25 protein-coding genes are annotated in these 26,224 nt (G+C 70.5%); 13 read left to right on the plus strand and 12 right to left on the minus strand.

The window, feature by feature from the left end; genetic code table 11:
- Positions 1-122: 122 nt before the first annotated feature.
- The 3 genes from Q4V64_RS05140 to Q4V64_RS05150 form a co-directional block, all read right to left on the minus strand.
- A complete protein-coding gene (locus tag Q4V64_RS05140) occupies positions 123-1,046 on the minus strand; it encodes a carbamate kinase (protein ID WP_124436489.1) in 924 nt (307 codons plus the stop codon).
- 200 nt (positions 1,047-1,246) lie between these two features.
- Positions 1,247-2,155 (minus strand): universal stress protein, encoded by a 909-nt coding sequence (locus Q4V64_RS05145; RefSeq protein WP_124436490.1) that lies wholly within the window; start codon positions 2,153-2,155, stop codon positions 1,247-1,249.
- Between the two features lie 345 nt (positions 2,156-2,500).
- Positions 2,501-2,701, minus strand: coding sequence for a hypothetical protein (locus Q4V64_RS05150; protein WP_124436492.1), 201 nt, complete (start codon positions 2,699-2,701; stop codon positions 2,501-2,503).
- 194 nt (positions 2,702-2,895) lie between these two features.
- Here Q4V64_RS05150 and Q4V64_RS05155 point away from each other — a divergent pair, with 194 nt between their 5' ends.
- The 3 genes from Q4V64_RS05155 to ppk2 all read left to right on the plus strand — a co-directional run bounded on the left by Q4V64_RS05155 (position 2,896) and on the right by ppk2 (position 5,407).
- Entirely contained in the window at positions 2,896-3,360 is a 465-nt protein-coding gene (locus Q4V64_RS05155) for a cyclic nucleotide-binding domain-containing protein (RefSeq protein ID WP_124436493.1), read from the plus strand.
- 41 nt (positions 3,361-3,401) lie between these two features.
- On the plus strand, positions 3,402-4,085 hold the full coding sequence (locus Q4V64_RS05160; protein WP_124436494.1) for a CBS domain-containing protein: 684 nt from the start codon (positions 3,402-3,404) through the stop codon (positions 4,083-4,085).
- 518 nt (positions 4,086-4,603) lie between these two features.
- Positions 4,604-5,407: a polyphosphate kinase 2 gene (gene ppk2 / locus Q4V64_RS05165; protein WP_124436495.1), complete on the plus strand. Its 804-nt coding sequence runs from the start codon at positions 4,604-4,606 to the stop codon at positions 5,405-5,407.
- 25 nt (positions 5,408-5,432) lie between these two features.
- Here ppk2 and Q4V64_RS05170 read toward each other — a convergent pair whose 3' ends face one another.
- The 3 genes from Q4V64_RS05170 to Q4V64_RS05180 all read right to left on the minus strand — a co-directional run bounded on the left by Q4V64_RS05170 (position 5,433) and on the right by Q4V64_RS05180 (position 8,304).
- Positions 5,433-6,308 (minus strand): universal stress protein, encoded by an 876-nt coding sequence (locus Q4V64_RS05170; protein ID WP_124436496.1) that lies wholly within the window; start codon positions 6,306-6,308, stop codon positions 5,433-5,435.
- A gap of 5 nt (positions 6,309-6,313) precedes the next feature.
- Positions 6,314-7,336, minus strand: coding sequence for a zinc-dependent alcohol dehydrogenase (locus Q4V64_RS05175; protein ID WP_124436497.1), 1,023 nt, complete (start codon positions 7,334-7,336; stop codon positions 6,314-6,316).
- Positions 7,337-7,398: 62 nt separating this feature from the next.
- Complete coding sequence (locus Q4V64_RS05180) at positions 7,399-8,304, minus strand: universal stress protein (protein WP_124436498.1); 906 nt, start codon at positions 8,302-8,304, stop codon at positions 7,399-7,401.
- A gap of 280 nt (positions 8,305-8,584) precedes the next feature.
- Here Q4V64_RS05180 and sulP point away from each other — a divergent pair, with 280 nt between their 5' ends.
- From sulP to Q4V64_RS05200, 4 genes are all read left to right on the plus strand, one after another.
- Positions 8,585-10,297, plus strand: coding sequence for a sulfate permease (gene sulP / locus Q4V64_RS05185; protein ID WP_124436499.1), 1,713 nt, complete (start codon positions 8,585-8,587; stop codon positions 10,295-10,297).
- Between the two features lie 306 nt (positions 10,298-10,603).
- Positions 10,604-11,818, plus strand: a complete 1,215-nt coding sequence (locus Q4V64_RS05190) for a globin domain-containing protein (protein ID WP_124436500.1) — start codon at positions 10,604-10,606, stop codon at positions 11,816-11,818.
- A gap of 52 nt (positions 11,819-11,870) precedes the next feature.
- Positions 11,871-12,290 (plus strand): hypothetical protein, encoded by a 420-nt coding sequence (locus tag Q4V64_RS05195; protein ID WP_124436501.1) that lies wholly within the window; start codon positions 11,871-11,873, stop codon positions 12,288-12,290.
- 153 nt (positions 12,291-12,443) lie between these two features.
- The gene (locus Q4V64_RS05200; RefSeq protein ID WP_301184451.1) at positions 12,444-14,063 is read left to right on the plus strand and encodes an oleate hydratase; all 1,620 of its coding nucleotides are present in this window, start codon (positions 12,444-12,446) and stop codon (positions 14,061-14,063) included.
- A 654-nt stretch (positions 14,064-14,717) separates the two neighbouring features.
- Here the strand turns inward: Q4V64_RS05200 and Q4V64_RS05205 are convergent.
- Positions 14,718-14,966, minus strand: a complete 249-nt coding sequence (locus Q4V64_RS05205; RefSeq protein WP_124436504.1) for a DUF2933 domain-containing protein — start codon at positions 14,964-14,966, stop codon at positions 14,718-14,720.
- Positions 14,967-16,261: 1,295 nt separating this feature from the next.
- On the opposite strand from Q4V64_RS05205, the gene Q4V64_RS05215 reads away from it, so the two are divergent.
- Positions 16,262-16,477 (plus strand): dodecin, encoded by a 216-nt coding sequence (locus Q4V64_RS05215; RefSeq protein ID WP_124436507.1) that lies wholly within the window; start codon positions 16,262-16,264, stop codon positions 16,475-16,477.
- A gap of 142 nt (positions 16,478-16,619) precedes the next feature.
- Here Q4V64_RS05215 and Q4V64_RS05220 read toward each other — a convergent pair whose 3' ends face one another.
- A complete protein-coding gene (locus tag Q4V64_RS05220; RefSeq protein ID WP_124436508.1) occupies positions 16,620-17,108 on the minus strand; it encodes a hypothetical protein in 489 nt (162 codons plus the stop codon).
- 522 nt (positions 17,109-17,630) lie between these two features.
- Between Q4V64_RS05220 and Q4V64_RS05225 the strand changes: the two genes are divergently transcribed.
- The 4 genes from Q4V64_RS05225 to Q4V64_RS05240 all read left to right on the plus strand — a co-directional run bounded on the left by Q4V64_RS05225 (position 17,631) and on the right by Q4V64_RS05240 (position 21,068).
- Positions 17,631-17,996 (plus strand): DUF485 domain-containing protein, encoded by a 366-nt coding sequence (locus tag Q4V64_RS05225; protein ID WP_253266604.1) that lies wholly within the window; start codon positions 17,631-17,633, stop codon positions 17,994-17,996.
- Positions 17,990-19,603, plus strand: a complete 1,614-nt coding sequence (locus Q4V64_RS05230; RefSeq protein WP_124436510.1) for a cation acetate symporter — start codon at positions 17,990-17,992, stop codon at positions 19,601-19,603. The genes Q4V64_RS05225 and Q4V64_RS05230 overlap by 7 nt, the downstream gene beginning before the upstream one ends.
- A gap of 117 nt (positions 19,604-19,720) precedes the next feature.
- Positions 19,721-19,891 carry a 50S ribosomal protein L32 gene (gene rpmF / locus Q4V64_RS05235; protein WP_095750490.1) on the plus strand — a complete coding sequence of 57 codons (171 nt, stop codon included), beginning with the start codon at positions 19,721-19,723 and terminating at the stop codon, positions 19,889-19,891.
- A gap of 4 nt (positions 19,892-19,895) precedes the next feature.
- Positions 19,896-21,068: a GTP-binding protein gene (locus Q4V64_RS05240; protein WP_124436511.1), complete on the plus strand. Its 1,173-nt coding sequence runs from the start codon at positions 19,896-19,898 to the stop codon at positions 21,066-21,068.
- Here the strand turns inward: Q4V64_RS05240 and Q4V64_RS05245 are convergent.
- Complete coding sequence (locus Q4V64_RS05245) at positions 21,011-21,742, minus strand: nucleotidyltransferase domain-containing protein (RefSeq protein ID WP_124436512.1); 732 nt, start codon at positions 21,740-21,742, stop codon at positions 21,011-21,013. The two genes, Q4V64_RS05240 and Q4V64_RS05245, sit on opposite strands and share 58 nt — an antisense overlap.
- A gap of 212 nt (positions 21,743-21,954) precedes the next feature.
- Here Q4V64_RS05245 and Q4V64_RS05250 point away from each other — a divergent pair, with 212 nt between their 5' ends.
- On the plus strand, positions 21,955-22,953 hold the full coding sequence (locus Q4V64_RS05250; protein WP_124436513.1) for an LLM class flavin-dependent oxidoreductase: 999 nt from the start codon (positions 21,955-21,957) through the stop codon (positions 22,951-22,953).
- Between the two features lie 28 nt (positions 22,954-22,981).
- Here the strand turns inward: Q4V64_RS05250 and Q4V64_RS05255 are convergent, their stop codons facing one another.
- The 3 genes from Q4V64_RS05255 to Q4V64_RS05265 are packed head-to-tail and all read right to left on the minus strand — an operon-like array spanning position 22,982 to position 26,081.
- The gene (locus Q4V64_RS05255; protein ID WP_124436514.1) at positions 22,982-24,271 is read right to left on the minus strand and encodes a cytochrome P450; all 1,290 of its coding nucleotides are present in this window, start codon (positions 24,269-24,271) and stop codon (positions 22,982-22,984) included.
- A gap of 59 nt (positions 24,272-24,330) precedes the next feature.
- Positions 24,331-25,311 carry a lysophospholipid acyltransferase family protein gene (locus tag Q4V64_RS05260; RefSeq protein ID WP_124436515.1) on the minus strand — a complete coding sequence of 327 codons (981 nt, stop codon included), beginning with the start codon at positions 25,309-25,311 and terminating at the stop codon, positions 24,331-24,333.
- Positions 25,311-26,081 (minus strand): GNAT family N-acyltransferase, encoded by a 771-nt coding sequence (locus tag Q4V64_RS05265; RefSeq protein WP_124436516.1) that lies wholly within the window; start codon positions 26,079-26,081, stop codon positions 25,311-25,313. Before Q4V64_RS05265 ends, Q4V64_RS05260 begins: the two co-directional genes overlap by 1 nt.
- Positions 26,082-26,224: the final 143 nt, after the last annotated feature.

Genomic DNA, 26,224 nt, shown 5'->3' on the forward strand with positions numbered 1-26,224 from the left:
TTTCTCACTGCCGATACTTGTCTTCCGCCGTGCTTGCGGGCAGTGCCGGACAGGCCTGTGAACGGTGCCGTCCGTCCCCGGGCCGTAGGGCCGTTCGGCCCACCGGCCCGCCCTGACGGACCTCAGCCGAGGGACAGCTCGGGGCGGACCAGCGTCCCCGACCTGCCGTGGAGGATCTCGTACGCCGCGTCCAGGCAACCGATCGCGGCCAGGCCTCCGGTACGTTCCACGAACCGGGCCGCGGCCTCCGTCTTGGGGCCCATCGAGCCGTCGGGGAAGTCGCCGCGGCGCAGGGCGTCCGGGGTGGCGTCCAGGACGGGGTGCTGGTGAGGGGTGCCGTAGTCGGTGTAGACGTTCGGCACGTCGGTGAGGATGAGCAGGAAGTCGGCCTTGAGTTCCTCGGCGAGCAGGGCCGCGGTGAGGTCCTTGTCGACGACCGCCTCGACACCGGTCAACGCGCCGGTGTCTGTGTCCGCGGTGACGGGCACGCCTCCGCCGCCGGCGCAGATGACCAGCGCGCCGCAGGTGAGCAGGTCGTGGATGGTCTCGGTCTCGACGATCCCCTGGGGCGCCGGTGAGGCAACGACCTGGCGCCATCCGGTGGCGTCCTTGGCGATGTGCCAGCCGCTCCTTCGAGCCAGGGAGCGGGCGACGTCCCGGGGGTACACCGGGCCGACGCGCTTCGTGGGCCGCGTGAAGGCCGGATCGTCGGCCCGTACCAGGGTGTGGGTGACCAGTGCGGCGATCTTGCGGCCGGGCAGCGTGTCGTACAGGGCCCGGACCAGCAGCGATCCGATGAGGCCCGCGGTCTGGGCACCCAGCAGGTCCAGAGGACAGGGGGCGGTCAGGACCGGGTCGGCCGCGCTCTCCATGGCGAGCAGTCCGATCTGCGGCTCGTTGCCATGGGTGATGACGACCTCGTGTTCCAGGGTGAGGCCGGCGACGGCGGTGGCCACCCGGTCGATGTTCGCCTGCTGCACGGCAGCGTCGGGGCGATCACCCCGGCGCAGCAGGGCGTTGCCGCCGAGGGCTATGACGATACGCACGGTTCAGTCCTCCAGAGTGCCGACCAGCACGGCTTCGCAGGTGTGCAACCGGTTCTCCGCCTGGTCGAAGACGGTGTAGGTGGGCGGGGCTCGTTGGCCTCCGGCCCGTCGAAGCGCGGGTGCCGAGCGGTTTCCGGCCGGGCGGGTGCGGTGGTCCTGAGGCGCGGGCAGGTGCCGAGGGGAACACTTGGAGAGCCGGTTCAGGCATGCGGTACGACTGCGACGGGGCAGCCGATGTGATGCAGCGCCGCGTGCGTCACGGGACCGATGTGGGTGCCGAGGCGGCCGTCCCGTGTACGGCGACCCACGACCACGAGGGAGGCACCGGACGACGCGCGCACCAGTGCGGTGGCCGCCCTGCCTTCGGAGACGGACTCGGTCACGGAGACGTCGGGGAACTTCTCGCACCACGGACGCAGCGTCGCGACGACGGCACGTTCCTGTGCCGCGAGAATCTCCGGACCGGATCCTGTGACCGCGTGAAGGTCGCCGCCGTCGGCCGACGGAACGCTGAAGGCGTGGATCACGTGCAGGCCGGCGCCGTAGCGGTGGGCGGCCTCGAAGGCGAACTCGATCAGTTCGTCACAAGGGCGCCGGGTGTCCAGCCCGAGGACGACATCGCGGAACGGGATCTCCGGAATTTCATCCGGCGAGACACCGCCGGATACCGGAAGGTGCTCGTCGGCGGAAGCCTCGCCCGCGCGGACAAGCACCACAGGGCGCTCGGACCTGGCGACGACCCGCTGGGACACGGAGCCGATGATGAACCCCGCGACTCCTCTGAGTCCGCGGGAGCCGAGTACCAACAGCTGCGCCTCCTCGGCTGCCGCGAGCAGGGCGGCGACCGCGGAGTCGGGCACCAGCCGGTCGACGATCCGCAGCCCGGGGTGCGCGGCACGGACGCTGCCGACTGCTCGGTCCAGGGTCTGCTGGGCCCACTCGCGCTCGCTGAGTTCCGCGGGTACGGACGAGGCCGGGCGAGGGTGCCACTTCCAGGCCTGCACGAGCCGCAACGAGGCTCCGCGACGCAGGGCTTCCCGGGCCGCCCAGTGCGCGGCCGCGAGACTCTCGGTGGAACCGTCGACACCTGCGGTGATGTGGCGAAGCATACTGTCTACCTCCTCCGTCCGAGCCTGCTGGCTCGCTAGTGCCGCGACAGGCAACGTTCGCCCCGTCGCGACGCCCGGCACGCTCCCCCACTGCCCTAAAGGCGTGGGAGGTGCCCCCACTCGCCGCACCGGCCGGAAGCCCAAGTACGTCCAGTACGAGGGCTTCCGGCCGGCACGCCGAGAGCACGCACCGGACGCCGCTCCTTGAAGGGCGAACGTTGCCTGTCGCGGCACTAGTTCGAGCGTTGTGCAGGAACGGCTTTGCGCGAAGGGGCCGTACAGCCCCTTCGTGGACCTTTCGGCCCCACTCAGTCCCGCGAGCTACGCCCTGCGGACTTCCGTGGCTCAGCGACGCGCCAGGGCCCTGTCAGGTCGGCGCGACCCTCCGGGCGTCCGCGTGAGCGCCGACCGGCGACGGATGCGGCGCCGCTGCGCCCGTAGCGCCAGCGCGTCGAGCACGGCGCTGAGCACGAAGGTGACCGCCATGGAACTCACCAGGAGGATGGCGAACAGCCTCCCGAACTCCGGCGTCAGTGACGTACCCATGGCGCACACCCCCTTCCATCGGTTCCTCTGTGGCCTTCATCGAACCGCCGGGCCCGCTCCGGCGCAGGGGGCCCATGGGCTCTCATCGGGTACCGGGCGGCCCGGCCATGGGGCCGGGTGGCCCATGGCCCGGTACGGGCGACGGGGACAGGCTGGACGTAGCAGGTACGAACGCCCCTGAGCGGAGGCACGTCATGAACGCTCCCCCCACGGCCGGCATGCTGCGGGCGCTGCCCGCAGAGCACCGGCACCGGTTGATGCAGTTCGCCCGGGAGGTGTCGTTCCCCCAGGGAACCCGTCTCTTCGAAGAGGGCCGGCGTGCGGACCGGTTCTGGATCATCCGCACCGGCACCGTTGCCCTCGACATGCACGTGCCCGGGCGCCGCGCGGCCGTCATCGAGACCCTCGGACACAACGAACTCGTCGGCTGGTCCTGGCTGTTCGCGCCGCACACCTGGCACCTGGGCGCCGAGGCGACCAGTCCCGTGCGGGCGTACGAGTTCGACGCCACCGCGATCCGTTCGCTGTGCCAGGACGATCCCGCACTCGGTCAGAGCGTCGCCCAGTGGGTCGGCGACGTCCTCGCCCACCGCCTGCGCTCGGCCCGCACCCGGCTGCTGGACCTGTACGCGCCATACGGCAGCGGCAGCCTCCTGTGACCGCCCCTGTGAGCCGAAGCAACAGCCACCGAGGAGACATCATGCACGGCACCCCTCACATCGTGAGCGACGTCATGAGTGAGACCGTCGCCGCCATCGGCCGCAAGGCGGCCTTCAAGGAGATGGTGCGGATGATGCAGGACTGGAAGGTCAGTGCCCTGCCCGTCTTGGAGGGCGAGGGGCGCGTCGTCGGGGTCGTCTCCGAGGCAGACCTACTGCCCAAGGAGGAGTTCCGCGACAGCGACCCCGACCGGTACACCCAGCTGCGGCGCCTGTCCGACCTCGCGAAGGCCGGCGCGGCGACCGCCGAGGAACTGATGACCTCGCCGGCCCTCACGGTCCAGGCGGACGCGACGCTCGCCCAGGCCGCGCGGACCATGGCACGCGCCAAGGTCAAACGACTGCCGGTCGTCGACGAGTTGGGCGTGCTGCAGGGCATCGTCAGCCGCGCCGACCTGCTGAAGGTATTCCTGCGCGACGACGACGAGATCGCCGAGGAGGTCCGCCGGGAGGTGGTGTCGTACCTCTTCCCCACTCCGGCGTCGGCCGCACGTGTGGCGGTACGGGACGGTGTCGTGACGCTCAGCGGCCGCATCCGGGACACGTCCCTGGTGCCCGTGGCCGCACGTCTGATCCGGGCCGTCGAGGGTGTCGTGAACGTGGACTTCGATCTCTCCGAGCACGGGGGCTCCCCCGAGCCGGCCACCATGACGCACCGCGAGTGAACGAGCTTCTGCGATCGCCTCCAGAGACAACGAGAGCCACGGCGGGAGACCAGCCGAACCCGAGTGGCAGGCGACGCGGGCCTCAGGCAGAACTGAGGCCGACCATCCGCCGGCTCGCGCACCGCCGCCTTTGCGGTACCGATCGGCGCGGACACCAGCTCCTCGTGACCGTCCGTCCACCACCGACACCTCGGCCCTCGGCATACCACCCGCTGCCCTCATCCGTAGGACTTCCTGGACCGAATCCCCATGCGCACTCCATGGCCGGCGGGCCGACTGGCTCTGGGCCGGCCAGGCTCTCGGACACGTTCTGCTGATGGCCACCGCACAGGGCGTACTGGCATCCCTGCTGCACCAGGCATTGGGCTCAATCGGTGGCCCGCAGTGGGCATGCCGAGTGCGGGAGGTCAAGGATCCGCCCGCCACGGTGCGCGGGTGCGCGGAGGTCAGTACGGTGCTGTCCTGGCATTCGACCTGGGCGTGGTGGCTCCCTCTGGTCATCGAGCGGTGGAGGCGGCATGGCAGGCAAGAAGGCGGAGAAGGTGCCGCGCGAGGCGTACGAGAAGGAACTACTGCGCCTGCAGACGGAGTTGGTGAAGCTGCAGGAGTGGGTGCGGGCAGAGGACGCCCGTCTGGTCGTCGTCTTCGAGGGCCGGGATGCGGCCGGCAAGGGCGGCACGATCAAACGGGTCGCGGAACATCTCAACCCCCGCGTCACCCGGATCGTCGCCCTGCCCAAGCCGACCGAACGCCAGCGCACCCAGTGGTACTTCCAGCGGTACGTCGAGCATCTGCCGGCGGCCGGGGAGATCGTGCTGTTCGACCGCAGCTGGTACAACCGCGCCGGAGTCGAGCAGGTGATGGGCTTTTGCACCAAGGAGGAGTACCAGCTCTTCCTGCGCCAGTGCCCGATCTTCGAGCGGATGCTGCTGGAGGACGGGATTCTGCTGCGCAAGTACTGGTTCTCGGTGAGCGACACCGAGCAGCAGGAGCGCTTCCGGCGCCGGCTCGAGGACCCGCTGCGGCGCTGGAAGCTGTCCCCGATGGACCTGGAGTCACTCACCCGCTGGGAGGCCTACTCCCGGGCCAAGGACGAGATGATGGTGCACACCGACATCCCGGAGGCACCCTGGTACGTCGTCGAGAGCGACGACAAGCGCCGGGCCCGGCTGAACATGATCGCCCACCTGCTGGACTCCGTGCCTTTCCAGGAAGTGCCGCCGCCGGTACTGGAACTGCCGCAGCGGCCGCCGTCGACCGGTTACGAGCGCCCGCCGCGCGATCTGCGGACCTACGTCCCCGATCACGCGGCGAGCCTCTGATCGACCTGTTCAGCCGGTCCCTGTCTCAGACCCGTTCCGGCACAACGGCGACCGGGCAGGCGGAGTGGTGCAGGGCCGCGTGGGCAACCCGACCGAGCTGGAGCCCGAGGTGACCCTCGCGTCGGCGAGCGCCGACGACGAGCAGATCGGCCTCGTGCGAGGCATCCAGGAGCACCCTGCGGGCGGGGCCTTCGACGGTGCGCCGGCGCACTTCCACGTCTTCCGGGGCGTCGCGCAGCGCCGCTTCCAGCGTCTTCGCCGCCTGCTCCTCGTACACACGGGTGGGCCCGCCGGACAACAGCGGATGGTCGGTGGTCTCGTGCGCGGGACGTCGCCAGGCTCGTACGGCCTCCAAGGGCACCCCGCGCCGCCGCGCCGCCTCGAAGGCGAAGCGCAGGGCCGCCGACGGGTCCGAGTGCTCGCCGACGCCCACGACGACGCATCCGCGGACCGCGGGCGTCACCTGGTTGTCGTGGCTGCCGCGCAGCACGATCACCGGGCAGTGGGCGTGGGCGGCAACGGTCAGGCTCACCGAACCGAGCAGCAGTTCGGCGATGCCGCTACGGCCGCGGGTGCCCAGGACCAGGGCGCCGGCGTGCCGGCCTTCCCTCACCAGCGCGTACTCCGGCTCCTCCGGCAGCACGTCGGCCGATACCTTCAGGCCGGGGTGGCGGGCCCGCGCCCGGCGGGTCGCGCCCTCGATGATGTCGTCGGCCCGCACCTGCTCGGACGGCTTGCCGAGGTCGGCGGCGAGTGCGGCGCCCTCGTACCGCTCCCACAGCGACGCGTACACCACCCGCAGCGGGACCCCGCGCAGCGCGGCCTCGTCGGCCGCCCAGTCCACGGCCCGCAGGCTGGGCTCGGAGCCGTCCACACCGACGACCAGAGGCAGTTCCCTCATCGTCGTCACCGCCCGGCGCCGAGGTCGAAGACGATCCGGGCCTTGATGTGGCCCTGCAGGACGTCCTCGATGGACTCGTTGACCGAGGTCAGCGGGCGGGTCTCGTAGATCACCCTGGTCCGGCCCGCCTGGTGCAGCTGGAACACCTCGGCGAGGTCCTGCCGCGTGCCGACGATCGACCCGATCACGGACGTGCCGTTGAGGACGGTGTCGAAGATCGGGACCTGGACCGTGCCGTGCGCCGGCAGCGCCACCATCACCAGCTTGCCGCCGCGCCGCAGCCCGGAGTTGACGGCGGCGAACGCGGAGTCGTTCACGGCGAGGGCGATGGCCGCGTGCGCGCCGCCGTACCGCTTGAGCACCTCCCCGGGATCGTGCTTGCGGGCGTCGATGACGAGGTCGGCGCCGAGTTCCGCGGCGAGTTCGAGCTTCTCGTCGGTGATGTCGATCGCCGCGACCTGGGCACCAGCGATCTTCGCGTACTGCACGGCCAGGTGACCGAGCCCGCCGACGCCGGAGATCGCGACGAGCTGGGTGGGCCGGACTTCGGCAACTTTGAGCGCCTTGTACGTGGTGACGCCGGCGCAGGTCAGCGGGGCGGCGTCGAGGGCGGTGATGCCCTGGGGCACGACCTGGGCGAAGTCAGCCCAGGCCAGCATCTTCTCGGCGTACCCGCCGTCACAGCCGTACCCGGTGTTGATCTGCTGCTCGCACAGCGTCTCCCAGCCGGACAGGCAGTGCTCGCACCGCCCGCAGGCCTTGCCCAGCCAGGGCACGGCGACCCGCTGCCCGACGGCGAGATGCGTGACGCCCTCTCCGAGCTTGTGCACCAGGCCCACGCCCTCGTGGCCGGGCACGAACGGCGGGTTCGGCTTGACGGGCCAGTCGCCGCGGGCGGCGTGGATGTCGGTGTGGCACAGCCCGGACGCCTCGACCCGGACGCGGACCTGGCCGGGGCCGGGCTCCGGGTCGGGCCGTTCCTCGATGACCAGGGGCTCGCCGAAGGCTCGTACGACCGCTGCCTTCATGATGTCTTCTCCTCGTGAGTCGATGAGTCGATGAGTCGATGAGTCGATGAGTAGCGGCAGCGTCAGTCGTGCGCGATGACGGCGACGGGTGCAGTGGAATGGTGCAGGACGGCGTGAGTGACCGGGCCGATGTGGGCGCCGAGCGCGCTGCGGCGGATGCGACGGCCCACGACGACGAGGGAGGCCTCGCGCGAGGCGTCGACCAGCTGGACGGCGGGGCTGCCCCATCCAGACTCCTCGACCACCTCGACGGCCGGGTACTTCTCCTTCCAGCGGTGCAGAACCTCGGCCAGCGCGGCCGCCTCTTGCTTGCCCAGCTCGGTGCTGAGCTGGGGGTCGGCTTGCAGGCCGTAGGCGAAGTACGGCGGGGGGTTCCAGGCGTGGACGACCCGCAGGGGTGTGACCCGACGGGCGGCCTCCTCGAAGGCGAAGGTGATCACCGTGTCGTCGGGGCTTTCGGTGTCGAGGCCGAGCACGACGGGCCGGAACGGGGTCGCCGCGGACGGGATGCCGGCCGGGTCCATGGCGTGCTCGTCGGCGGCCTGCTCCCCCGCCCGCACAAGGACCACGGGAACCTCGGTGTGGGCAACGACGTCCTGGCTCACGGAGCCGACCAGGAACCCTCCGAGTCCGCTCAGCCCGCGGGAGCCGAGGACCAGGAGTTCGGCATCCTGGGCCACGCGCGTCAGCACCTCGCCGGGACCGCCGTCGACGTGGTCCACGGTCACGTCCAGGCCGGGATGACGCAGGCGGAGTCCCTCGGCGGCCTCGCGCGGGATGCGCTCGCTCCAGTGCTGCTGGGTCTCGGCACCGAGCAGCGGAGCCTGCGCCATGGGCTGCGGAACGGGCTCCCAGACGTGCACCAGCCGCAGGGGAAAACCGCGCAACTTCGCCTCGCGGGCCGCCCACTCGGCAGCGGCACCGCTCTCTGACGAGCCGTCGAGGCCCACGGTGACGGTGCGGGACATACTGTCCACCTCCTGAATCGGGGTTCTGATCTCAGGATGTGGGCGGGGAGAAAGACCGTGCAGAGGCCGCAGGTCCCGACCGAGGGCCAATGGGCCCCATGGGGTCAGAGGCTTCCGGCACAGCAGTGCCCGCGATGCCCGCCGGGGGCCGGGCATGGTCGCTGCCCGACGCGTCGAAGGGGAGGGCTGAACCGGGAGACGATGCCCTCGCGGGCCGTTCGGCATCTCCCGGGCGGCCAGGGCGCGAAGGATCCTGAGATCCTTCGGCAAAAGGAGGATCATGTCCCAGAGCTCTGGCCGCCATGCTCCACCATGGCGCCGCATGATGCCCGGACTCGGGACACTGCTCGGCTACCGGCGCTCGTGGCTGAAGGGCGACGTGCTGGCCGGGGTGACCGTCGCCGCGTACCTCGTCCCGCAGGTGATGGCCTACGCGGGCGTGGCCGGCCTGCCGCCGGTCGCCGGCCTGTGGGCGATCCTGCCCGCCCTCGCCCTGTACGCCCTGCTCGGCACTTCCCGCCTCCTCTCGGTCGGCCCGGAGTCCACGACCGCGCTGATGACGGCAACGGTCGTCGGTCCGCTCGCAGCCGGTGATCCGGCCCGGTACGCGACGCTGGCGGCCACGCTCGCGATCACGGTCGGTCTCCTCTGCGTGGCGGCATGGGCGATGCGACTCGGCTTCGTCGCCGACCTGCTCTCCCGTCCCGTCCTGATCGGCTATCTGACAGGCGTGGCGCTGATCATGATCGTGGACCAGCTACCCAAACTCACCGGCGTCCGCACGACAGGCTCGGCCTTCTTCCCCCAACTGTGGTCCTTTGCGGGCCACTTGTCGCGGGCCCATCCGGCCACGGTGGTGTTCTCCGCCGTGATGATCGCGGTCCTTTTCACGACGGCGCGCTTCTTTCGCACGGTTCCCGGGCCTCTGCTCGCCGTGGTGTTCGGCACCGCGGCCGTGGTGGTCTTCGACCTCGACGACCGGTACGGCCTCAAGGTGATCGGTGACGTCCCGTCGGGCCTGCCCGGCGCGGCCGTGCCGGACCTCACCGACCTGCCGCACCTGATCCTCCCCGCCCTGGGAGTCGTCCTCGTCGGCTACACCGACTTCGTCCTCACCGCACGGGCCTTCACGCGGCGTGACGAGGAGGGTCCCGGGCTCGACGCCAACCAGGAGTTCCTGGCCCTGGGCGCGGCCAACCTGGGCGCCGGTGCGCTGCACGGATTCCCGGTGAGCAGCAGCGCCAGCCGCACCGCGCTCGCCTCCTCCGCCGGCGCCCGCAGCCAGGCGTACTCGCTGATCGCCGGAGCGGTGGTCCTCGCGGTCCTGCTCTTCCTCAGCCCTCTGCTGACCCGCACCCCTTCGGCCGTCCTCGGGGCGCTCGTGGTGTACGCCGCCGTCCGCATGATCGATCTGGCGGGCTTCCGGCGACTGGCGTCCTTCCGCCGCCGGGAACTCCTGCTGGCGCTCGGCTGCCTCGCCGGGGTACTGGCCCTGGACATCCTGTACGGGGTACTGGTCGCCGTCGGCCTGTCCGTGGCCGAGCTGCTCACCCGGGTGGCCCGCCCGCACGACGCCGTCGAGGGCCTGGTGCCCGGCATGGCCGGCATGCACGATGTCGACGACTACCCCCAGGCCAGCACCATCCCGGGCCTCCTGGTCTACCGCTACGACTCCCCTCTCTTCTTCGCCAACGCGGAGAACTTCCGCCGCCGGGCGCTGGCCGCCGTCGACGAACAGACCAGCCCCGTCCGCTGGTTCGTCCTCAACACCGAGGCCAACGTCGAGGTCGACATCACCGCCTTGGACGCCGTCGACGAACTCCGCCGCGAACTCACCGAGCGCGGCATCGTCTTCGCCCTCGCCCGCGTCAAGCAGGACCTGCTGGACGACCTGACGGCGTACGGCCTCGCGGACACCGTCGGCAGCGAGCGGATCTTCCCCACCCTGCCGACGGCCGTGGCCGCGTACCGGAAGTGGTGCCGCGACCAGTAGACCGCCCCGGGAACCAGACTCCGCAGCGCGCCGCTCGCGAGGTGCCTGGAGAGGACGCCGCCGTCGGCGATCACCCGGCACAGTGGCGGCGGACAGGGCTGTCGGGCGGTCGCCCGGGCGCCGTACGGCCCTGTGGCACAGCAGGTGGCGGGGCCGATGTTCCCGAACCATGGGGCCGTTCGGCCCCTCTTCGCCCCACGCCGCGAAACAGCACCGAAACGCGGCCCGGTGCCTGCTACACAGAAGATGCCGCCCGATGCGATGCGGCGCACTTCCCACCTCGTTCCCCCCTGCCTGGGAGGCTTCATGCTGTCCGCAGAATCCGCCGCCGTGGTCCGTGCCACCCTGCCCGCCGTGGCCGGAGCACTCGACGAGATCACCACACGCTTCTACGGCGCGATGTTCCGCGACCGCCCGGAACTGCTCGACGGAATGTTCAACCGCGGCAACCAGGCCAGCGGAGCCCAGCGCCGCGCCCTGGCCGGTTCGATCGCCGGATTCGCGACCGCGCTCCTCGATGACCCGGACGCCCGCCCGGACACCCTGCTGGACCGCATCGCGCACAAGCACGCCGCGGTCGGCGTCACCGACGACCAGTACACGATCGTGCACAAGTACCTGTTCGGCGAGATAGCCGAGGTACTGGGCGACGCGGTCACCCCTGAGGTGGCGGCCGCCTGGGACGAGGTGTACTGGCTGATGGCCGGCGCCCTGATCGGCCGGGAGGCCCGCCTCTACCAGGACGCGGGCATCGAGCCCGGCCACATCTGGCGGCAGTGGACGGTCGTGGAGCGCCGCACCGAAACCCTTGACACCGTGTCCTTCCTGCTCCGCCCAGCCGACGGCAAACCAGCCCCGCAGGCACGGGCAGGCCAGTACGTGAGCGTGCGCGCCCCGATGGCCGACGGCGTACACCAGTTGCGCCAGTACAGCTTGTCCTCCGACCCCGGCGGCGAACTGCGGCGGATCACCGTGAAGCGGGTGACCGGTGCTGCCGGTGAGCCGGACGGCGAAGTCTCCAACCTGCTCCACACCCAGGTCCGCCCCGGCGACGAACTGACACTGTCCGCGCCCTTCGGCGACGTCTTCCTCGACGACCCGGCCGACACCACCACCCCGGTCGTCCTGGTCTCCGCGGGCATCGGCTGCACCCCCATGACCGGCATCCTGGCCCACCTCGCCGCCCTCCGCTCACCTCGCCCGGTCCTGCTCCTGCACGCCGACCGCTCGCCCACCGACCACGCCCTGCGCACCGAGACGCGCGAGCTCGTCGGGCAACTGCCCCATGCCCGCGCCGTGTTCTGGTACGAGCGCCCCGGCGAGGAGGAACCCAACTCCCGCGCCGATCTGATGAACCTCGACGGCATCGAACTGCCCCACGACGCCACCGTGTTCCTGTGTGGCCCGCTGCCGTTCATGCGCGAGGTGCGCGGACAGCTGCTGCGTGCCGGCGTCCCGGCCAAGCGCATCCGGTACGAGGTCTTCGGACCCGACCTTTGGCTGCCCGGATCGACGGCCTGAACGACCTAGCACATCTCATCCATCTCATCGCACTTCCACGAAGGAAACCGACATGACTGGCAAGGACACCCAAGCCACCGATCCCACCGTGCTGCTGCGTTCGGACGGCGAGGTGGACGAGGACACGCTCGCGTACGCCCGCGCGAAGATCGACGCCGTCCTGGGCAGGCCGGGACTGCCCCCAGTCACCGGCGAGGTGCACATCACGCGAGCGTCCGCCCACCACGCGGACCGTCCCTGGGCGGCGACGGCCGCCCTGCACGTCGGACGGCGTGAGGTGGTCGTGCTCGCCGAGGAGGCCACCGGCCGGGAGGTCGTCGACCAGCTCCAGGACGGCTGCGCCGCCAGACCGACAAGGCGGCCCACGCCGGGCACCACGGCCACCACGCGCCGGCACCGCCGTGGCGGCGGGACCGCTGAGCCACGGCCTACTGACGACAGCGGCAGGGCGACGCATTCTCACCCGGCGTGAGCCAGTGGTGAGTACCGGCCGGTCGGTGACGGTCCACCAACCCGGACCTGTCCTGGCCCGACGCACGTGGACACCGTAGAGGTCACCTCACAGGCCGTATGGACCACACAGGTGACCAACGGCCCACTGACGGCGCCCGCCGACTCAGAAACCCTGAGATACGGGGTTCCCGATCGACGGGCGAGACCGAGGAGTTGTGAGATGGCGAAGGCATATCTGGTGGGCAGCGGCATCGCGGCACTCGCCGCGGCCACCTTTCTGATCCGCGACGGCGGATTCGACGGGGTGGACATCCACCTCTTTGAAGAGCAGAGGAACATTGGCGGCAGCCTGGACGCGGGCGGCACGGCGAACACCGGCTACACCATGCGCGGCGGGCGGATGTTCGAGGCCGAGTACCGCTGTACGTACGACTTGTTGTCCGACATCCCCTCCCTCGACGACCCTTCGGTGTCGGTGACCCAGGAAATACTTGCCGGCCGTGAGGAGTTCGCCTGGGACGACATCGCACGCCTCGTCGACGGCGACGGGAAGATCGTCGACACCCGCTCGATGGGGTTCACTGAGGGAGACCGGCTGAGCCTGGTCCGGTGCCTGGCGACCCCTGAGGGACACCTCGACGGCAAGCGCATCAGCGACTGCTTCAGCGAGCACTTCTTCACCACGAACTTCTGGTTCATGTGGTGCACCACGTTCGCCTTCCAGCCCTCGCACAGCGCGATCGAGTTCCACCGCTATCTCAGGCGCTTCATCCACCTCCTCCCCGAGTTCGCCTCCATGTCCGGCATCCATCGGACCCGCTACAACCAGTACGACTCCATCGTGCGCCCCCTGACGGCCTGGCTCCGCGAACGCGGCGTCACCATCCACACCGGCTGCCACGTCACCGACCTCGGGTTCGCACCGGGCCGCAGGAGTACGAGGGTCGACCGCATCCACCTGTCCCGTAGCGGCCGTGACGAGAAGATCCAGGTAGCCCCCGAAGACCTGGTCCTGGTCACCAACGGCTCCATGACCGACGCCTCCAGCCTCGGCTCGCACACCGCAGCCCCGCCCCCACGTCACCATCGCTCGGACGCCTGGCTGCTCTGGCACCGCCTGGCACGCGGGCGTGACGACTTCGGCAACCCGGACGCGTTCGACAAGCACGTCAAGGAGTCGCGATGGGAGTCGTTCACGGTCACCGCGAAGGATCCCACCTTCCTCAAGGCACTGGAGGAGTTCAGCGGCCGCGAGACCGGCAAGGGCGGCCTTATGACCTTCACCGACTCCAACTGGCTGCTCACCATCGTCGCCAACCGCCAGCCCGTCTACCGTGACCAGCCCGAGGACGTCTCCGTCTTGTGGGGCTACGGCCTACATCCCGGTCGCGCCGGCAACCACACACCCAAGCCGATGACGATGTGCTCCGGCCGCGAGATCCTCGAGGAGGTCCTGCACCACCTGCACTTCGACGAGCCGACGGCGGCCCGGATCCTTCAGACCTCCACCGTCGTGCCGTGCCTCATGCCATACGTCACCAGCCAGTTCCTGTCCCGCCGCCGCGACGACCGGCCCAAGGTCGTACCCGAAAGAGCGGTGAACCTCGCCTTCATCGGACAGTTCGCCGAGGTACCGGACGACGTCGTCTTCACCGTCGAGTACTCCGTACGCACCGCCTGGACAGCGGTGGCCCAACTCCTCAAGCTCGACAGACAGCCTCCACCGGTCTACAAGGGCCACCACGATCCCCACGTCCTGGCCGCGGCCCTGGAGACGATGCACCGCCACTGACCCGGAGCGCGACCAGCCGACACGTTCCCCGCCCCCGACACAGCACACTCAGGTTCACGACCTGCGAGAGCGAAGTGGGTTTCACGTCAACCATCGGCCGAGTTCCGAAACTGCAGGATTCTCCTCGCAGTTGCTCCGATAATTTCCCCAAAGCATCCAAGTCGACGGCAGACGGCGCCGGGGGACGCGTGAGCAAGGACCGCGACAGCCAAGGTCGGTGCTCGCTCGTGGCGCAATGCCCGGGCTAAGCGCACGGGCTCGCCGCTTGGTTGTCAGCCCACAGTGAGCATGCCCTTCGTGTTCGGGTGGTCCGTGCAGATGTAGGAGTAGCTGCCGGATCGAGTGCGGTGAACGTGGCGTCGCCTCGCCTGCGATGCTGCCGGTACCGAACGTCTTTCCCCGGTGGCGGTCACGGTGTGCGGGGAATCGCGGTTCACGACGGTGATCTTCGCCAAAGTGAAGGCGAAGTTCTCGATCACGAAGCGCGCCGCGGCGGGTCGGCACTGATTCCGGCAGGCGGCGCGCTGATCGTGGTAGGGCCATTGTCACCGCCGCCACTCGAGCAGCTGATCAGAGCGGGCTACCTGAGAGTGGTGGCGGCGCGGCGGAAGAGGATGACTTCGGCGAGGGGCGTGGACGCCTGTATCCGGCCCGTCAGCGCCGGCCGGATCCGGGGTGCTGGTGCTGGTCGTGCTTGTCCAGCGGGTCGTCGTCCAGGCCGTCGTCGCTGTGACCGCCGTGCATGTCCTGACCGTGCACGCCCTTCATGAGGAAGATCATCATCAGCGGGCAGGCAGCCACGAGAGCGAGCCCGGCGAGGCCATCCAGCGAGGCGCCGGCCATCAGGGCTCCGACGACGCTCGCCGCGGCGAGCGCGTACATGCCGTAGCTGCGCTGGTTCATCACGAGCCTCCTTCAGCGGAGGGCAGAGGCCGCAGCCAGTGCGGCCAGCTGTCAGGGCTTGGTGAGAGGACCGGCGTGCAGAGCGTTCAGGCGGCGCCGGTACTCCTCTTCCCCGCGGGCGAACCGCTCCCCGAGGACCTGCTCAGGCGTCTGCGGCGCAGCGGGGATATGGGTGTGCTCGTGAGGCCGGTTCACAGCACGCCCGCCGTGATGATCAGCGCCCAGAAAAGGATCATGCTGGCGGACATCGCAAACCAGCCCCATCCGCTGAGGTCGTGGCCGTACCAGAACATCGCCATTCACCTGCTTCGGGCCGTTCGGCGATCGGGTGCGGGCCCGGAGGCCCGGCGCCCTGGAGGAGCCTGTGTCCTCACATACATCGCGCCTCTCCCGGGCAGCGACGCGCTGGGGCCGAAGGTCCCGACCGGGTGGGCTTTTCCGCCCCTACCAGGTAGGTGTAGCCGGACGGAGGTGCTGGTCTTCGACCGGCAGGCCATGATGCAGTGGACATCTGTCCCCGCCTCAGTTCGGCGGAATCGACCCACAGCGGTAGGCCGAGTCCCCGCCGAGGCGTGTGGAGCAGCTGACGGAACCGAGGGACCTGGGGCAGACGGCTTCCGATCACCTCCCGCACCGCCTCCACCCGAAAGCGCCCATCAGGATCGAGTAGCCCGGTGCCATCGAGGATGGCGAGGGCCCCGATCTCCTCGGGCCAGCCGAGATCATCCGGCCACAGCATCATGAGATCCTGCGGTCCCAACCGCTCCAAGACCGGGAGCCGGCGGCCGGGCTCGGCAGATCTTGGCGTATCGCTGGACTCGTTCATGACCCCACCTCCGCCCGGGACGAAGATCAGGAACCTTGCACACTTCAATGGTCTCGCTTGCTCGACGCTTCGATCTCACCGAGCACGTCCGCGTCCTCCCCTTCTCTGCTCCGCCTGATGAGGCGCCCCTTCTTCGCGCTATTGAAGACGTGCGCGCTCTCCCTCTGAGCCGGTCACGGCCGCTGTGGGAGATGTGGTTCCTGCCCGGCCTGGCCGGCGACCGGGTGGCCATGTTCATCAAGGTGCACCACACCATCGCCGACGGCCCGGCGGGGGTGGCCCTGTCGGCACCGGGGATGAGCTCATCCCCGCGAGGGCGTGCGCGCCGAACTGTTCGCGGCGGGTCTCGACCTGGCCCACTGGTGGACGGACGACGAGGGCCGTTTCGCGCTCGGCCGCGGCTTGGGGCACGGTGGAGTCACGCGCCCGACACCTGTGACGCTGCCGTCACCGCGGAGAGGAGCCCCGCATGTCGAACCACACCTACCGGGTAACGGAGATCGTCGGCACCTCGCCCGAGGGCGTCGACCAGGCCGTCCGCAACGGCATCAGCCGCGCCTCGCAGACCCTGCGGCACCTGGACTGGTTCGAGGTGACCCAGGTGCGGGGCCAGATCGAGAACGGCGAGATCGCGCACTGGCAGGTCGGCATGAAGGTCGGCTTCCGCCTGGAGGACACGGAGTGACCGTCCCGTCCTGAGGCCCCGGCGCCCGCCGGGGCCTCTCAGGTCAGCCGGGGGCCGTGCCGGGACCGTCGGAGCCGTGCCAGGATCGGCCGAGGCCGTGTCAGGTCCACCGGGGGCTGGCCGTGCCGGATCCACCGGGGCCTCAGGTCCGCCCCTCGCGCTCCTGTGCCACCTTCAGCGCGGCGGACTGGGCCGTCCAGCGCGCCCGTACGACGGTGAATCCCGCCCGTTCGGCGTCCTCGCACACCAGCTCGTCGTCGTCCACGAGGACGCGGATCTCGCGGGTGCGGGCGAGCCGGCGGAGGATCTCCAGCTTGGTGCGCCGGGCGGGCCTGCGGTCGTCGTCGCGCCGCATGTACACACACCCCTCGGGCAGCCCCTGGGCGGCGACCCAGTCGAGCGTGTCGCGGCGGCAGCGCTCGGGCCGCCCGGTGAGGTAGACGATCTCGCACTCCTCGGCGCTCCGCCGCGCCAGTGCGATGCCCTCGGCGATCGGCGGATCCTGCGTCGCGGCGGCGAAGAAGGCGTCCCAGTCACGCGGTTTGCGCTCCAGGAACCCCTGCCGGTGGGCCGTATCGGCCAGGGTGTTGTCCAGGTCGAACACGGCGAGCGGTCGCTTGCTGTCGGTCACACCGCCCACCCTAGGCCCGACCGGGCCCAAGAGGTCACGGGCCGACTGGCGTCTCGGACCCGGCGCGAATGAGACAGCCCGGCCGAAGGCACGGCCTGCGCTCTTCCTCCCGCGACCTCTCTTCCGCAGGTTGCACGATGCCGCGGGTGCACCGAGGAGGCGCGAATGCGCCATGAGTTCACCCCAATTCGCCTTTGCTGTTGATAGCTCAAGGACCCCGCTGACATACTCCGCTTCCGGCCCCGTCATCACCATTGACGAGGTTTCAGGGGATCACACACCGAGCCCCGCAGAGATCAAGGCGAATCCGAACAGCAGGGATTTCGGATTCACGAACCCCCCACACAACCCGCACCCCACCGCCCCGTCCGGTGCGCCTTCACCACCCCCAGGAGCTGGACGGCCGACGGTCCAGCAGCGGTCGGGTGGGGGACATGCAACAGAAATGAAGGTGCATCTGTGCCCGAATACTCGCCGTGGCCCGACAACTCATTCACATATCAGACCCCTCACGCCGAACCCGTGAATTCACGACGTATATCGGACGATCCCGAATTCCACTCACTTCGCCGCGCCCAGCGTCGGTTCGGGACCCGGGCCACGGTCCTGTCCGTCGGCGTATTCCTGCTGTACGTGCTGCTGTCGAGTTTCGCGCCCGGAGTGATGAACCAGCCCCTGCTCGGCCGTCTCACGCTCGGACTCGCCCTCGGCCTCGGGCAGTTCGCCGTGATGGGCGTGACCGCGTGGTACTACGTCCGGCACATGCGCACCAAGGTCGACCCGCTCGCCCACCGCCTGCGGGCGCAGCGTCAGCGCAACGAGACGCCACGTCCCGATACGGTCCCGCAGTCCCCCTACAACAGCGCGAGGGGGTTCCGCACGTGGTGACCCTGTCCGCCAACATCGACGACCGCAGTCTGCAGCTGACGTTCGTGCTGTTCCTTTCCGTGGTCGTGATCACGCTGTTCACGGCCCTGCTGACAGCCCCTCAGCGCGACGAGATCAGCGAGTTCTACCTCGGCAACCGCACCATGTCGCCGTTGCGCAACGGCCTCGCCATGTGCGGCGACTACCTCTCCGCCGCCACCCTGCTGGGCAGTACGGGGCTGGTGGCCCTGACCGGGTACGACGGGCTGATGTACCTCGGTGGCACCACCGTCGCCTGGATGATGGTGATGCTGCTGATCGCCGAACCCCTCCACCGGACGGGGAAGTTCACGCTGGGCGACACGGTGGCCCTGCGCCTGCCCCGGCAGCAGCGTGCGGTGCGGGTCGCGCTGGCCGTGTGCATCCTGGCCATCACCACGCTCTACCTGGTGGCCCAACTCGTCGGCAGCGTCACTCTGCTGACGCAGTTCACCGGCGAACCGAGTGCCACCACACGCACGTTGTGCGTGGTCGTGATCGGCACCTTCGTCATCCTGTACGCCTCCCTCGGCGGCATGCCCGGCGCCACGGTCATCCAGATCATCAAGGCCGTGATGCTGGTGGCGGGAGTCCTGTTCACCGCGGGCTGGGTGCTCCACCACTACGACTGGAACCCCAACGCCCTGCTCAACGCGGCCGCCAACCACAGCGGAAACGGCCTGCAGTTCCTCGAACCCGGGCTGCGCTACGGCGGCAGCACCACCAACAAGCTGGACTTCTTCAGCCTCGAACTGGCCATCGTGCTCGGGCTCGCCGCGCTCCCCCACGTACTGATGCGGCTGCTCGCCCCGCGGGAGGGCAGTGTGCTGCGCTCCTCCGTCCTGTGGGCCGTGGGCCTGGTCGGCGCGGTCTGCTTCGCGGCCGGCATCGTCGGTCTCGGCGCCACCGCCGTCGTCGGCCAGGACACCATCGAGAGCACGGACCACAGCGGCAACGCCGCCATCCTGCTCCTCGCCCAGGAGCTGGGCGGCAGTGTCCTCACCGCGCTGCTGACCTGTCTGGCGTACGTGACGCTGCTCGCCGTGGCGGTCGGCCTCACCCTGGCCGCGGCCTCCTCCCTCGCCCACGATCTGTACGCCGAGGTGATCCGCAAGGGCCGGGCGAGCCAGACGGAGGAGCTGACCGTCGCCCGGCTGTCCGGCGTCGTCATCGGCGTGCTCGGCATGCTGCTGGCCCTCGTCGCCTGGGGGGCCAACACCGCGACGCTGGCCTTCCTCGCCTTCGCCATCGCGGCGTCCGCGATCCTGCCGACGATCGTGTACACCCTGTTCTGGCGTCGCTTCACGGCTCAGGGCGCGCTGCTCAGCCTCTACGGCGGCCTGATCTGCTCCGTCGTCCTCGTCGTGTTCTCCCCGGTGGTCTCCTCCACCCCGGCCTCGATCTACCCGGAGGCCGACTTCGCCTGGTTCCCCCTGCAGAACCCGGGGATCGTCTCCATCCCGGCCGGTTTCCTCCTCGGCTGGCTCGGCACCGTGCTGAACTCCCGCCAGGAGAACGCCGTGCAGGAGAGCGCCACCTACGCGGAGTTCGAGGAACGGATGCTCGTGGGGGCCGCAACGGAGGAGTGAGGCACCCCCGGGGAGTCGGCGTGCGCCCGCCGACTCCCCGGACCGACTCCCCGGAATTGTTAATGGGATCCATTTTCAGGTAGCGTCCTCGATGCTCACCCATCGAGGAGGAACGCCATGGCCGTCCCCAAGCGGAAGATGTCCCGCAGCAACACCCGTCACCGCCGCGCGCAGTGGAAAGCCGCCACGCCCACGCTCGTACCCGTCACGATCGACGGCGTGCGTCACCTCGTACCGCAGAACCTGGTCAAGGCGTACGAGCGCGGGCTGCTGCGGCCCGAGGGCTGAGCGGATGACGTACGACCGACTGCCCGTCACCGTGCTCTCCGGGTTCCTGGGAGCGGGCAAGACGACGCTGCTCAATCATGTGCTCGCCAATCGCGAGGGCTTGCGCGTCGCCGTCATCGTCAACGACATGAGCGAGGTCAACATCGACGCGGCGCTGGTCCGCGGCGGTGAGGCGGCCCTGTCCCGGACCGAGGAGCGCCTGGTCGAGATGACCAACGGGTGCATCTGCTGCACCCTGCGCGACGATCTGCTGGAAGAGGTCGACCGGTTGGCCCGCGAGGGCCGCTTCGACCACCTGCTCATCGAGTCGTCCGGTATCTCCGAGCCGATGCCGGTGGCCGCCACCTTCGCCTTCGCCCGCGACGACGGCGCCACCCTCGACGACATCGCCCGCCTGGACACGATGGTCACGGTCGTCGACGCCGCCAACTTCCTCACGGAACTGGACAGCGGCGACGAGCTGACCGAGCGCGGCCTGGACCAGTACGAGGACGACGAGCGCACGGTCAGCGATCTGCTCGTCGACCAGATCGAGTTCGCCGACGTCCTGGTGCTCAACAAGCTCGACCTGGTCGACGAGGAGGCGGCCGCCCGCCTGCGCGCGACGCTCGGCCGCCTCAACCCCGTCGCCCGTATCGTCCAGGCCGTCCACGGGACGGTTGATCTCCGGGACGTGCTCGGCACCGGACTGTTCGACCTGGAGCGTGCCCAGCAGGCCCCGGGCTGGGTGCGGGAGCTCAACGGCGACCACGTCCCGGAGACCGAGGAGTACGGAGTCTCCTCCACCGTCTTCCGCTCCCATCTCCCCTTCCACCCGGGCCGGTTGTGGGCCTTCGTCACCGAGGAACTGGACGGCGGCAGGTACGGTCGGATCCTGCGGTCGAAGGGGTTCTTCGCCCTGGCCAGCCGTCCGAACGTGACGGGACTGTGGTCGCAGGCCGGTTCCGTGGCCCGCTTCGAGCCGTCCGCCGCCCGTGACCTCGACGCCCCGTACGCACAGGAACTGGTCTTCATCGGCACGCAGTTGGACGCGGAGGCCCTCAAGGCCGCGCTCACCGGCTGCCTCATGCGCCCGAACGAAACCGCCCCCGCGGCCGACCCGTTCCCCGCCTGGGACACCTACGGCATCGACGAGACCTGCGAGCACGAGCACGCCGCGGAGGTCTCCGGGGTGTAGAAGTGGCCGCGCACCCTGTGCAGCCACGCTTCGACCGCCGCCTCGTCGGGCTGGTCCGGCAGCACGGTACGGGTCTCGTCGAAGGCGGCCTCGTAGTGCCTGAGCAGCGGCAGCGCGGCCGAGGGGTCGGCGGCGACGCGTTCGCCGAAGGCGTGGTACTCCTCGGGGTTCTCGACCCGGATCTCCAATTGCCCGGTGGCGTACAGCTGAAGGCCCTGGTGACACAGCCGCTTCAGGTGCCGGGCGTGCTTCGCGGTGCGCTTGCGGGTGTCCGCGGAGAACGAGCCGTCGCCGCGGGCTTCCAGGCGCCGGAACTGCTGGGTGGCGTAGCCGAGGTAGGCGTCCCGCACACGCGGGGCGGACAGGAACGCCGTACGGATGCCGATCAGCTCCTCGCCCAGCGGTGTGCGCACCTCGTACAGATCGGCCGGCAGCCACACCAGCTCCATGGCGGTGGGGTTGCCGCCGAGGGCGAGGCGGCACCACTTCGCGGCCTCGTGCAGGGTGCGGTCCGGCGCCCTGGTCACGTGGGACTCCTTGGGGCCGTGCAGTCCGTGCAAGTCGGCGGTGGGCGCGGCGAACAGACCGAGGCGGTCGATGTCGGAGCCCGCGTGGGCGAGTCCGTACGCGGTCGAGCCGACGATGCCGGACAGCAGGAGGTTCGGGACGATCACAGTCGGCCGCCTTTCCGGTGCGGGACGAATCTTTCCGGTGGGGACGCTCGGCGGCCGCCGTGCAGCGGGCTCCATTGTCGGCGACGTGCGGGATCGCGGTCACGCGGTTTTCCCGGCGGCGGTCGGCGGTCGGCGGTCGGCGGTCGGCGGTCGGCGGTCGGCGGTCGGCGGTCGGCGGGGAATGTCACCGCCCGCCAGGCGTTGAACCTCATGTGAATTCCGTGATCGCCGCCACCCGCTTCTCCGTCCTCGACCGTTCCCGCACCCGCGAGGGCCGAACGAACGCCGAGGCGCTGCGCGACACCGTGCGGCTGGCACAGGAGCTGGAGGGGCTCGGGTACCACCGGTTCTGGGTGTCGGAGCACCACGGCGTGCCCGGGGTCGCCGGTTCCGCGCCGACCGTGCTGGCCGCCGCCGTGGCCGCGGCGACACGGACGATCCGGGTCGGCACCGGCGGCGTGATGCTGCCCAACCACCAACCTCTGATCGTGGCCGAGCAGTTCGGAGTGCTGGAGTCCCTCTTCCCCGGGCGGATCGACATGGGGCTGGGCCGGTCGGTGGGTTTCACGGACGGGGTGCGCAAGGCCCTGGGACGCGACAAGGGCGACGCCGGGGACTTCGCGGCGCAGCTCGACGAACTCCTCGGCTGGTTCCGGGGAACGTCCCCGACCGGCGTGCACGCGCGTCCCGCCGAGGGCCTGACGGTGCCGCCGTTCGTGCTGGCCATGGGCGAGGGTGCCGCCATCGCGGCCCGGGCGGGCCTGCCGATGGTCATCGGGGACCTCAGGAGCCGGGAGAAGATGCAGCGCGGCATCGACCACTACCGCGCACACTTCCGCCCCTCCCCCTGGGCACGCGAGCCGTACGTCGTCATCTCCGGCACGGTCACGGTGGCCGCCACGCCCGAGGACGCCCGGCGGCTGCTGATCCCGGAGGCCTGGTCCATGGCGTACTCGCGCACCCACGGCACCTTCCCGCCCCTGCCGCCCGCCGAGCGCGTCGAGGCCCTGCCGATGACCGGCAAGGAGCGCGGCTTGTACGAGTCCGGACTCGCCGGGCACATCGCCGGCACCGAGGAGCAGGTCGCCCACGAGCTGGAGACCCTGCTGAAGGAGACGGGAGCACAGGAACTCCTCGTCACCACCAGCACCTACGACCGCGAGGCCCTGCTGGACTCCTACCGGCGGCTCGCGGGGGTCTTCGCCGCCTAGGGCCTGCTGCGAAAGTGGCGCCCGCCGCTCACGAACGACGTGGCGGCCGCATGACGGTCATGAGCAAGCGCCGTGGCTGGTGAATGACCAGGTGCTTGCCGGCCCTCGGGTCACTGCGGCCGGTGGTTGCCAGGTCCCACGAAGACACGATCACGGAGAGGGCGACGGCTGTCTCGGTCAACGCGAAACCCTCGCCGATGCATTTGTGCACTCCCGCTCCGAACGGCATGAACGCGTCGCGTGGCACGTCCGCCCTGGTCCACCGGTCAGGGTCGCAAACGTGTGGGCGGGGGTAGAGCCGCGAGTCGGTGTGCATGGCCAACGGACTGAAGAGGATCTCGGCTCCGGCGGCCATCTGCACGCCGCCGTGCTGGAACGGGCGCCTGGCCCGGCGGGTGAGCACCCAGGTCGGGGTGTGCAGACGGAGGTTCTCCTTGAGTACGTCGTGCAGGTACGGCGCCCTTTCCCGCGTCGCAGCCGCGTCGCTCCCGGCCGCGCCGATCTCCCGCCGTAGGCGGGAGCGGACCTCGGGATGCCTGTCCAGTTCGTGCAGGAGCCAGGTCAGGGAGGTGCTGGTGGTCTCGCCCCCCGCGAGGAGCATGGTCACCGCTTCGTCCCGGACCCGGTCGTCCGGCAGTACGGGACGGCCACCGGGTGCGGAGCCGCACAGCAGTGGCAGCAGGCCGCCTTCGCCCGCGCCGCCCGCTCCCGCGTCCTGGGCGTGTGGGGCGTACGGCGCGTGGGCGTTCCGGTAGGAGGCGATGATCTCGTGGAGCGCTCCACGCAGTTCTTGTGCGGCTCGCTCGAAGCGCACGCTGCCAGGCGTCGGTAGCCGCCCGACCAGGCCGTCGGGGCGCAGGAGCCGGGGGATGAACCCGCGCAGCAGAATGGGCAAGGCGTGGTTGACACGCGCGATGGTCCGGTCGGACGGTTCGGCCGGGAACAGTGCGCGCAGGACGACCCTGGTGGCCAGCGTCCGGGTCAACGTCACCACGTCCACCACTTGGCCCGGCCGCCACGCCGCGCACATCGCAGCGGTCTCCGCCTCGGTCACCCTGGCCCAGGAAGCGGCGAATTGATGGTGAAAGGCGGGCTGCAGCAGCCGGCGCTGCCGCCGGTGGTCGTCCCCGTCGGAGGCGAACAGTCCCCGTCCCAGCACGGGCCGGGCGCGTTGGAGCAGCCTGCCCTTGTCGAAGCCGTCCGCCTCCGTGACCAGAACGCGGTGCGCCAGTGCCGGCGCGTTGAGCACGTGCACGGGCAGGGTGCCCGCGCGAATAAGGGTCCGTCGTATCGAAGTGCACGTCGAGACCGGCAACATTGCGGCGCGTCGCTGTACCGAGCAACTGGGATTCACCCATGAGGGAACTGTGCGGGGCGCTATGTGGCGCGGTGGAAAATGGCGCGATGTGGAACTTTACTCTGTCCTGCGCACCGATTTGTCGGCGCAGACGGAGACAGGCGTCTGATTTGGTGGGCGCTGCCGGGACCTGGGCCTTCCCGGCGGATCCTGCCGAAGACACCGGGCGTGTACGCCCATCCGTGTCCGTCCTGGGCGACCAGCGCGGCGTGGGTCCAGTCCAGCTCGGCCGCCGCCCCCGGCTGCGCGGCTCGGGCGAGTGTGCGGCGGTCGGGGTGGCGGCCCGGCGGGATGACGTCCCGGACTTCGACCTCGGCCACCAGTCCGCGTGCCGAGACGACGCGCCACACCGAGGCGAGCAGGGAGTCCTCGCCGACGAAGGCGGGCGCCGTGCTGGCCCCTCCCCGGGCGAGCCGGTAGCGGATGTGCACCGGCTGCACGGGGACTGAGGCGTCGAGCGCGGCCTGGAAGACGGCCCGGCGGAAGTGCCCCTGGGCGCGGCCGCACCAGGTGCTGCCCTCCGGGAAGACCGCGACCGCCTGCCCGGACCGCAGGGCGTCCGCGATCCGGGCGACCGTGCCGGGCAGTGCGCGCAGCCGGTCCCGGTCGATGAACAGGACCCCGCCCCGCGCGGCCACAGGGCCCGCCACAGGCCACCGCCGGATCTCGGCCTTGGCGAGCATCCGGGCCGGGCGGACGGCGGCGAGCAGCGGGATGTCCAACCAGGAGATGTGGTTGGCGACCAGCAGCAGCCCGCCGGCGGGCGCGGTGGCGCCGGTGATACGGACCTGGACCCCTGCGGCCCGTACGATCCACCGGCACCACCGCTGCACAGGCCCGGCGGGGATCCTCCCGCCGAGCGGCGTCAGCACGACCCCGGCGAGCACCAGGGCCGCGACCGCCGCCATCCGGAGCACGGCACGCGGTAGGGCCGTGGCGGATGCCCTCGCCTCCACGCACGCCCCGGGGGTGCAGGGCGCACTGGGCAGCCAGACGCTCATCAGGCCGGGACGAGGGAGAGGAAGTGCCGCAGATAGCGCGGGTTGACCCGGCGCATCGACAGCAGCACGTACAGGTCGGCGACCCCGAAGTCCGGGTCGTGGGCGGGCTCCGCGCAGACCCAGGCGCCGAGGCGGAGGTAGCCCCGCAGCAGCGCCGGGAGTTCGGTGCGGGCGGCGGGTGTGTCGTCGTTCGGCACCCACGGCAGCAGCGGCCGTACGCGGAACTCCTCGGGGGCCAGGTGCTTGGCCCGCACGCGGTCCCAGGTGGCTGTCGCGAGGGTGCCGCCGTCGGCCAGCGGGATCGAGCAGCAGCCGGCGAGCCACTCGTGACCGCCGTCCACCATGTAGCGGGCGATGCCGGCCCAGATGAGGCTGATGACCGCGCCGTCCCGGTGGTCGGGGTGGACGCAGGAGCGGCCGACCTCGACGAGTCCCGGCCGGATCGGGTCGAGCGGGGCGAGGTCGAACTCGCCCTCCGAGTACAGGCGTCCGGCGACGGCGGCCCGCTCGGGCGGCAGCAGCCGGTACGTCCCGACGACCTGGCCGGTCACGGTGTCGCGCACGAGCAGGTGGTCGCAGTACGCGTCGAAGGGGTCGACGTCCAGCCCGGGCTGCGGGGTGGACAGCAGGGCGCCCATCTCCCCGGCGAAGACCTCGTGCCGCAGCCGCTGCGCGGCACGCACGTCGGCTTCGGTGCGGGCGAGGGTGACGGTGTAGCGGGTGGGTGCGGTCGACTGCGGGGGACGGTCGAGCGTGGAAACGCCGGTCATGGCTCTCTCCAGGTCACGGGCCGAGGGCGGCGAGCGGTGCCGCCCGCCACAGTTCTTCCGATGCCGGCTGACCGGCGCGTGACCCACGAAGAGAGACACGGTGTGGGGTTGTTGAATGCCAGGGGTGCCTGGCGGGGCCGGGT

The sequence above is a fragment of the Streptomyces sp. NL15-2K genome, assembly GCF_030551255.1.
In the GTDB taxonomy this organism is placed as follows: domain Bacteria; phylum Actinomycetota; class Actinomycetes; order Streptomycetales; family Streptomycetaceae; genus Streptomyces.

What these genes read in the sequence shown, in the direction of transcription:
- Q4V64_RS05145 (WP_124436490.1), bottom strand. Translation starts at nt 2,155, where the DNA reads ATGCTTCGCCACATCACCGCAGGTGTCGACGGTTCCACCGAGAGTCTC.
- Q4V64_RS05150 (WP_124436492.1), bottom strand. Translation starts at nt 2,701, where the DNA reads ATGGGTACGTCACTGACGCCGGAGTTCGGGAGGCTGTTCGCCATCCTC.
- Q4V64_RS05155 (WP_124436493.1), top strand. Translation starts at nt 2,896, where the DNA reads ATGAACGCTCCCCCCACGGCCGGCATGCTGCGGGCGCTGCCCGCAGAG.
- Q4V64_RS05160 (WP_124436494.1), top strand. Translation starts at nt 3,402, where the DNA reads ATGCACGGCACCCCTCACATCGTGAGCGACGTCATGAGTGAGACCGTC.
- ppk2 (WP_124436495.1), top strand. Translation starts at nt 4,604, where the DNA reads ATGGCAGGCAAGAAGGCGGAGAAGGTGCCGCGCGAGGCGTACGAGAAG.
- Q4V64_RS05170 (WP_124436496.1), bottom strand. Translation starts at nt 6,308, where the DNA reads ATGAGGGAACTGCCTCTGGTCGTCGGTGTGGACGGCTCCGAGCCCAGC.
- Q4V64_RS05175 (WP_124436497.1), bottom strand. Translation starts at nt 7,336, where the DNA reads ATGAAGGCAGCGGTCGTACGAGCCTTCGGCGAGCCCCTGGTCATCGAG.
- Q4V64_RS05180 (WP_124436498.1), bottom strand. Translation starts at nt 8,304, where the DNA reads ATGTCCCGCACCGTCACCGTGGGCCTCGACGGCTCGTCAGAGAGCGGT.
- sulP (WP_124436499.1), top strand. Translation starts at nt 8,585, where the DNA reads ATGTCCCAGAGCTCTGGCCGCCATGCTCCACCATGGCGCCGCATGATG.
- Q4V64_RS05190 (WP_124436500.1), top strand. Translation starts at nt 10,604, where the DNA reads ATGCTGTCCGCAGAATCCGCCGCCGTGGTCCGTGCCACCCTGCCCGCC.
- Q4V64_RS05195 (WP_124436501.1), top strand. Translation starts at nt 11,871, where the DNA reads ATGACTGGCAAGGACACCCAAGCCACCGATCCCACCGTGCTGCTGCGT.
- Q4V64_RS05205 (WP_124436504.1), bottom strand. Translation starts at nt 14,966, where the DNA reads ATGAACCAGCGCAGCTACGGCATGTACGCGCTCGCCGCGGCGAGCGTC.
- Q4V64_RS05215 (WP_124436507.1), top strand. Translation starts at nt 16,262, where the DNA reads ATGTCGAACCACACCTACCGGGTAACGGAGATCGTCGGCACCTCGCCC.
- rpmF (WP_095750490.1), top strand. Translation starts at nt 19,721, where the DNA reads ATGGCCGTCCCCAAGCGGAAGATGTCCCGCAGCAACACCCGTCACCGC.
- Q4V64_RS05240 (WP_124436511.1), top strand. Translation starts at nt 19,896, where the DNA reads ATGACGTACGACCGACTGCCCGTCACCGTGCTCTCCGGGTTCCTGGGA.
- Q4V64_RS05255 (WP_124436514.1), bottom strand. Translation starts at nt 24,271, where the DNA reads ATGTTGCCGGTCTCGACGTGCACTTCGATACGACGGACCCTTATTCGC.
- Q4V64_RS05260 (WP_124436515.1), bottom strand. Translation starts at nt 25,311, where the DNA reads ATGAGCGTCTGGCTGCCCAGTGCGCCCTGCACCCCCGGGGCGTGCGTG.
- Q4V64_RS05265 (WP_124436516.1), bottom strand. Translation starts at nt 26,081, where the DNA reads ATGACCGGCGTTTCCACGCTCGACCGTCCCCCGCAGTCGACCGCACCC.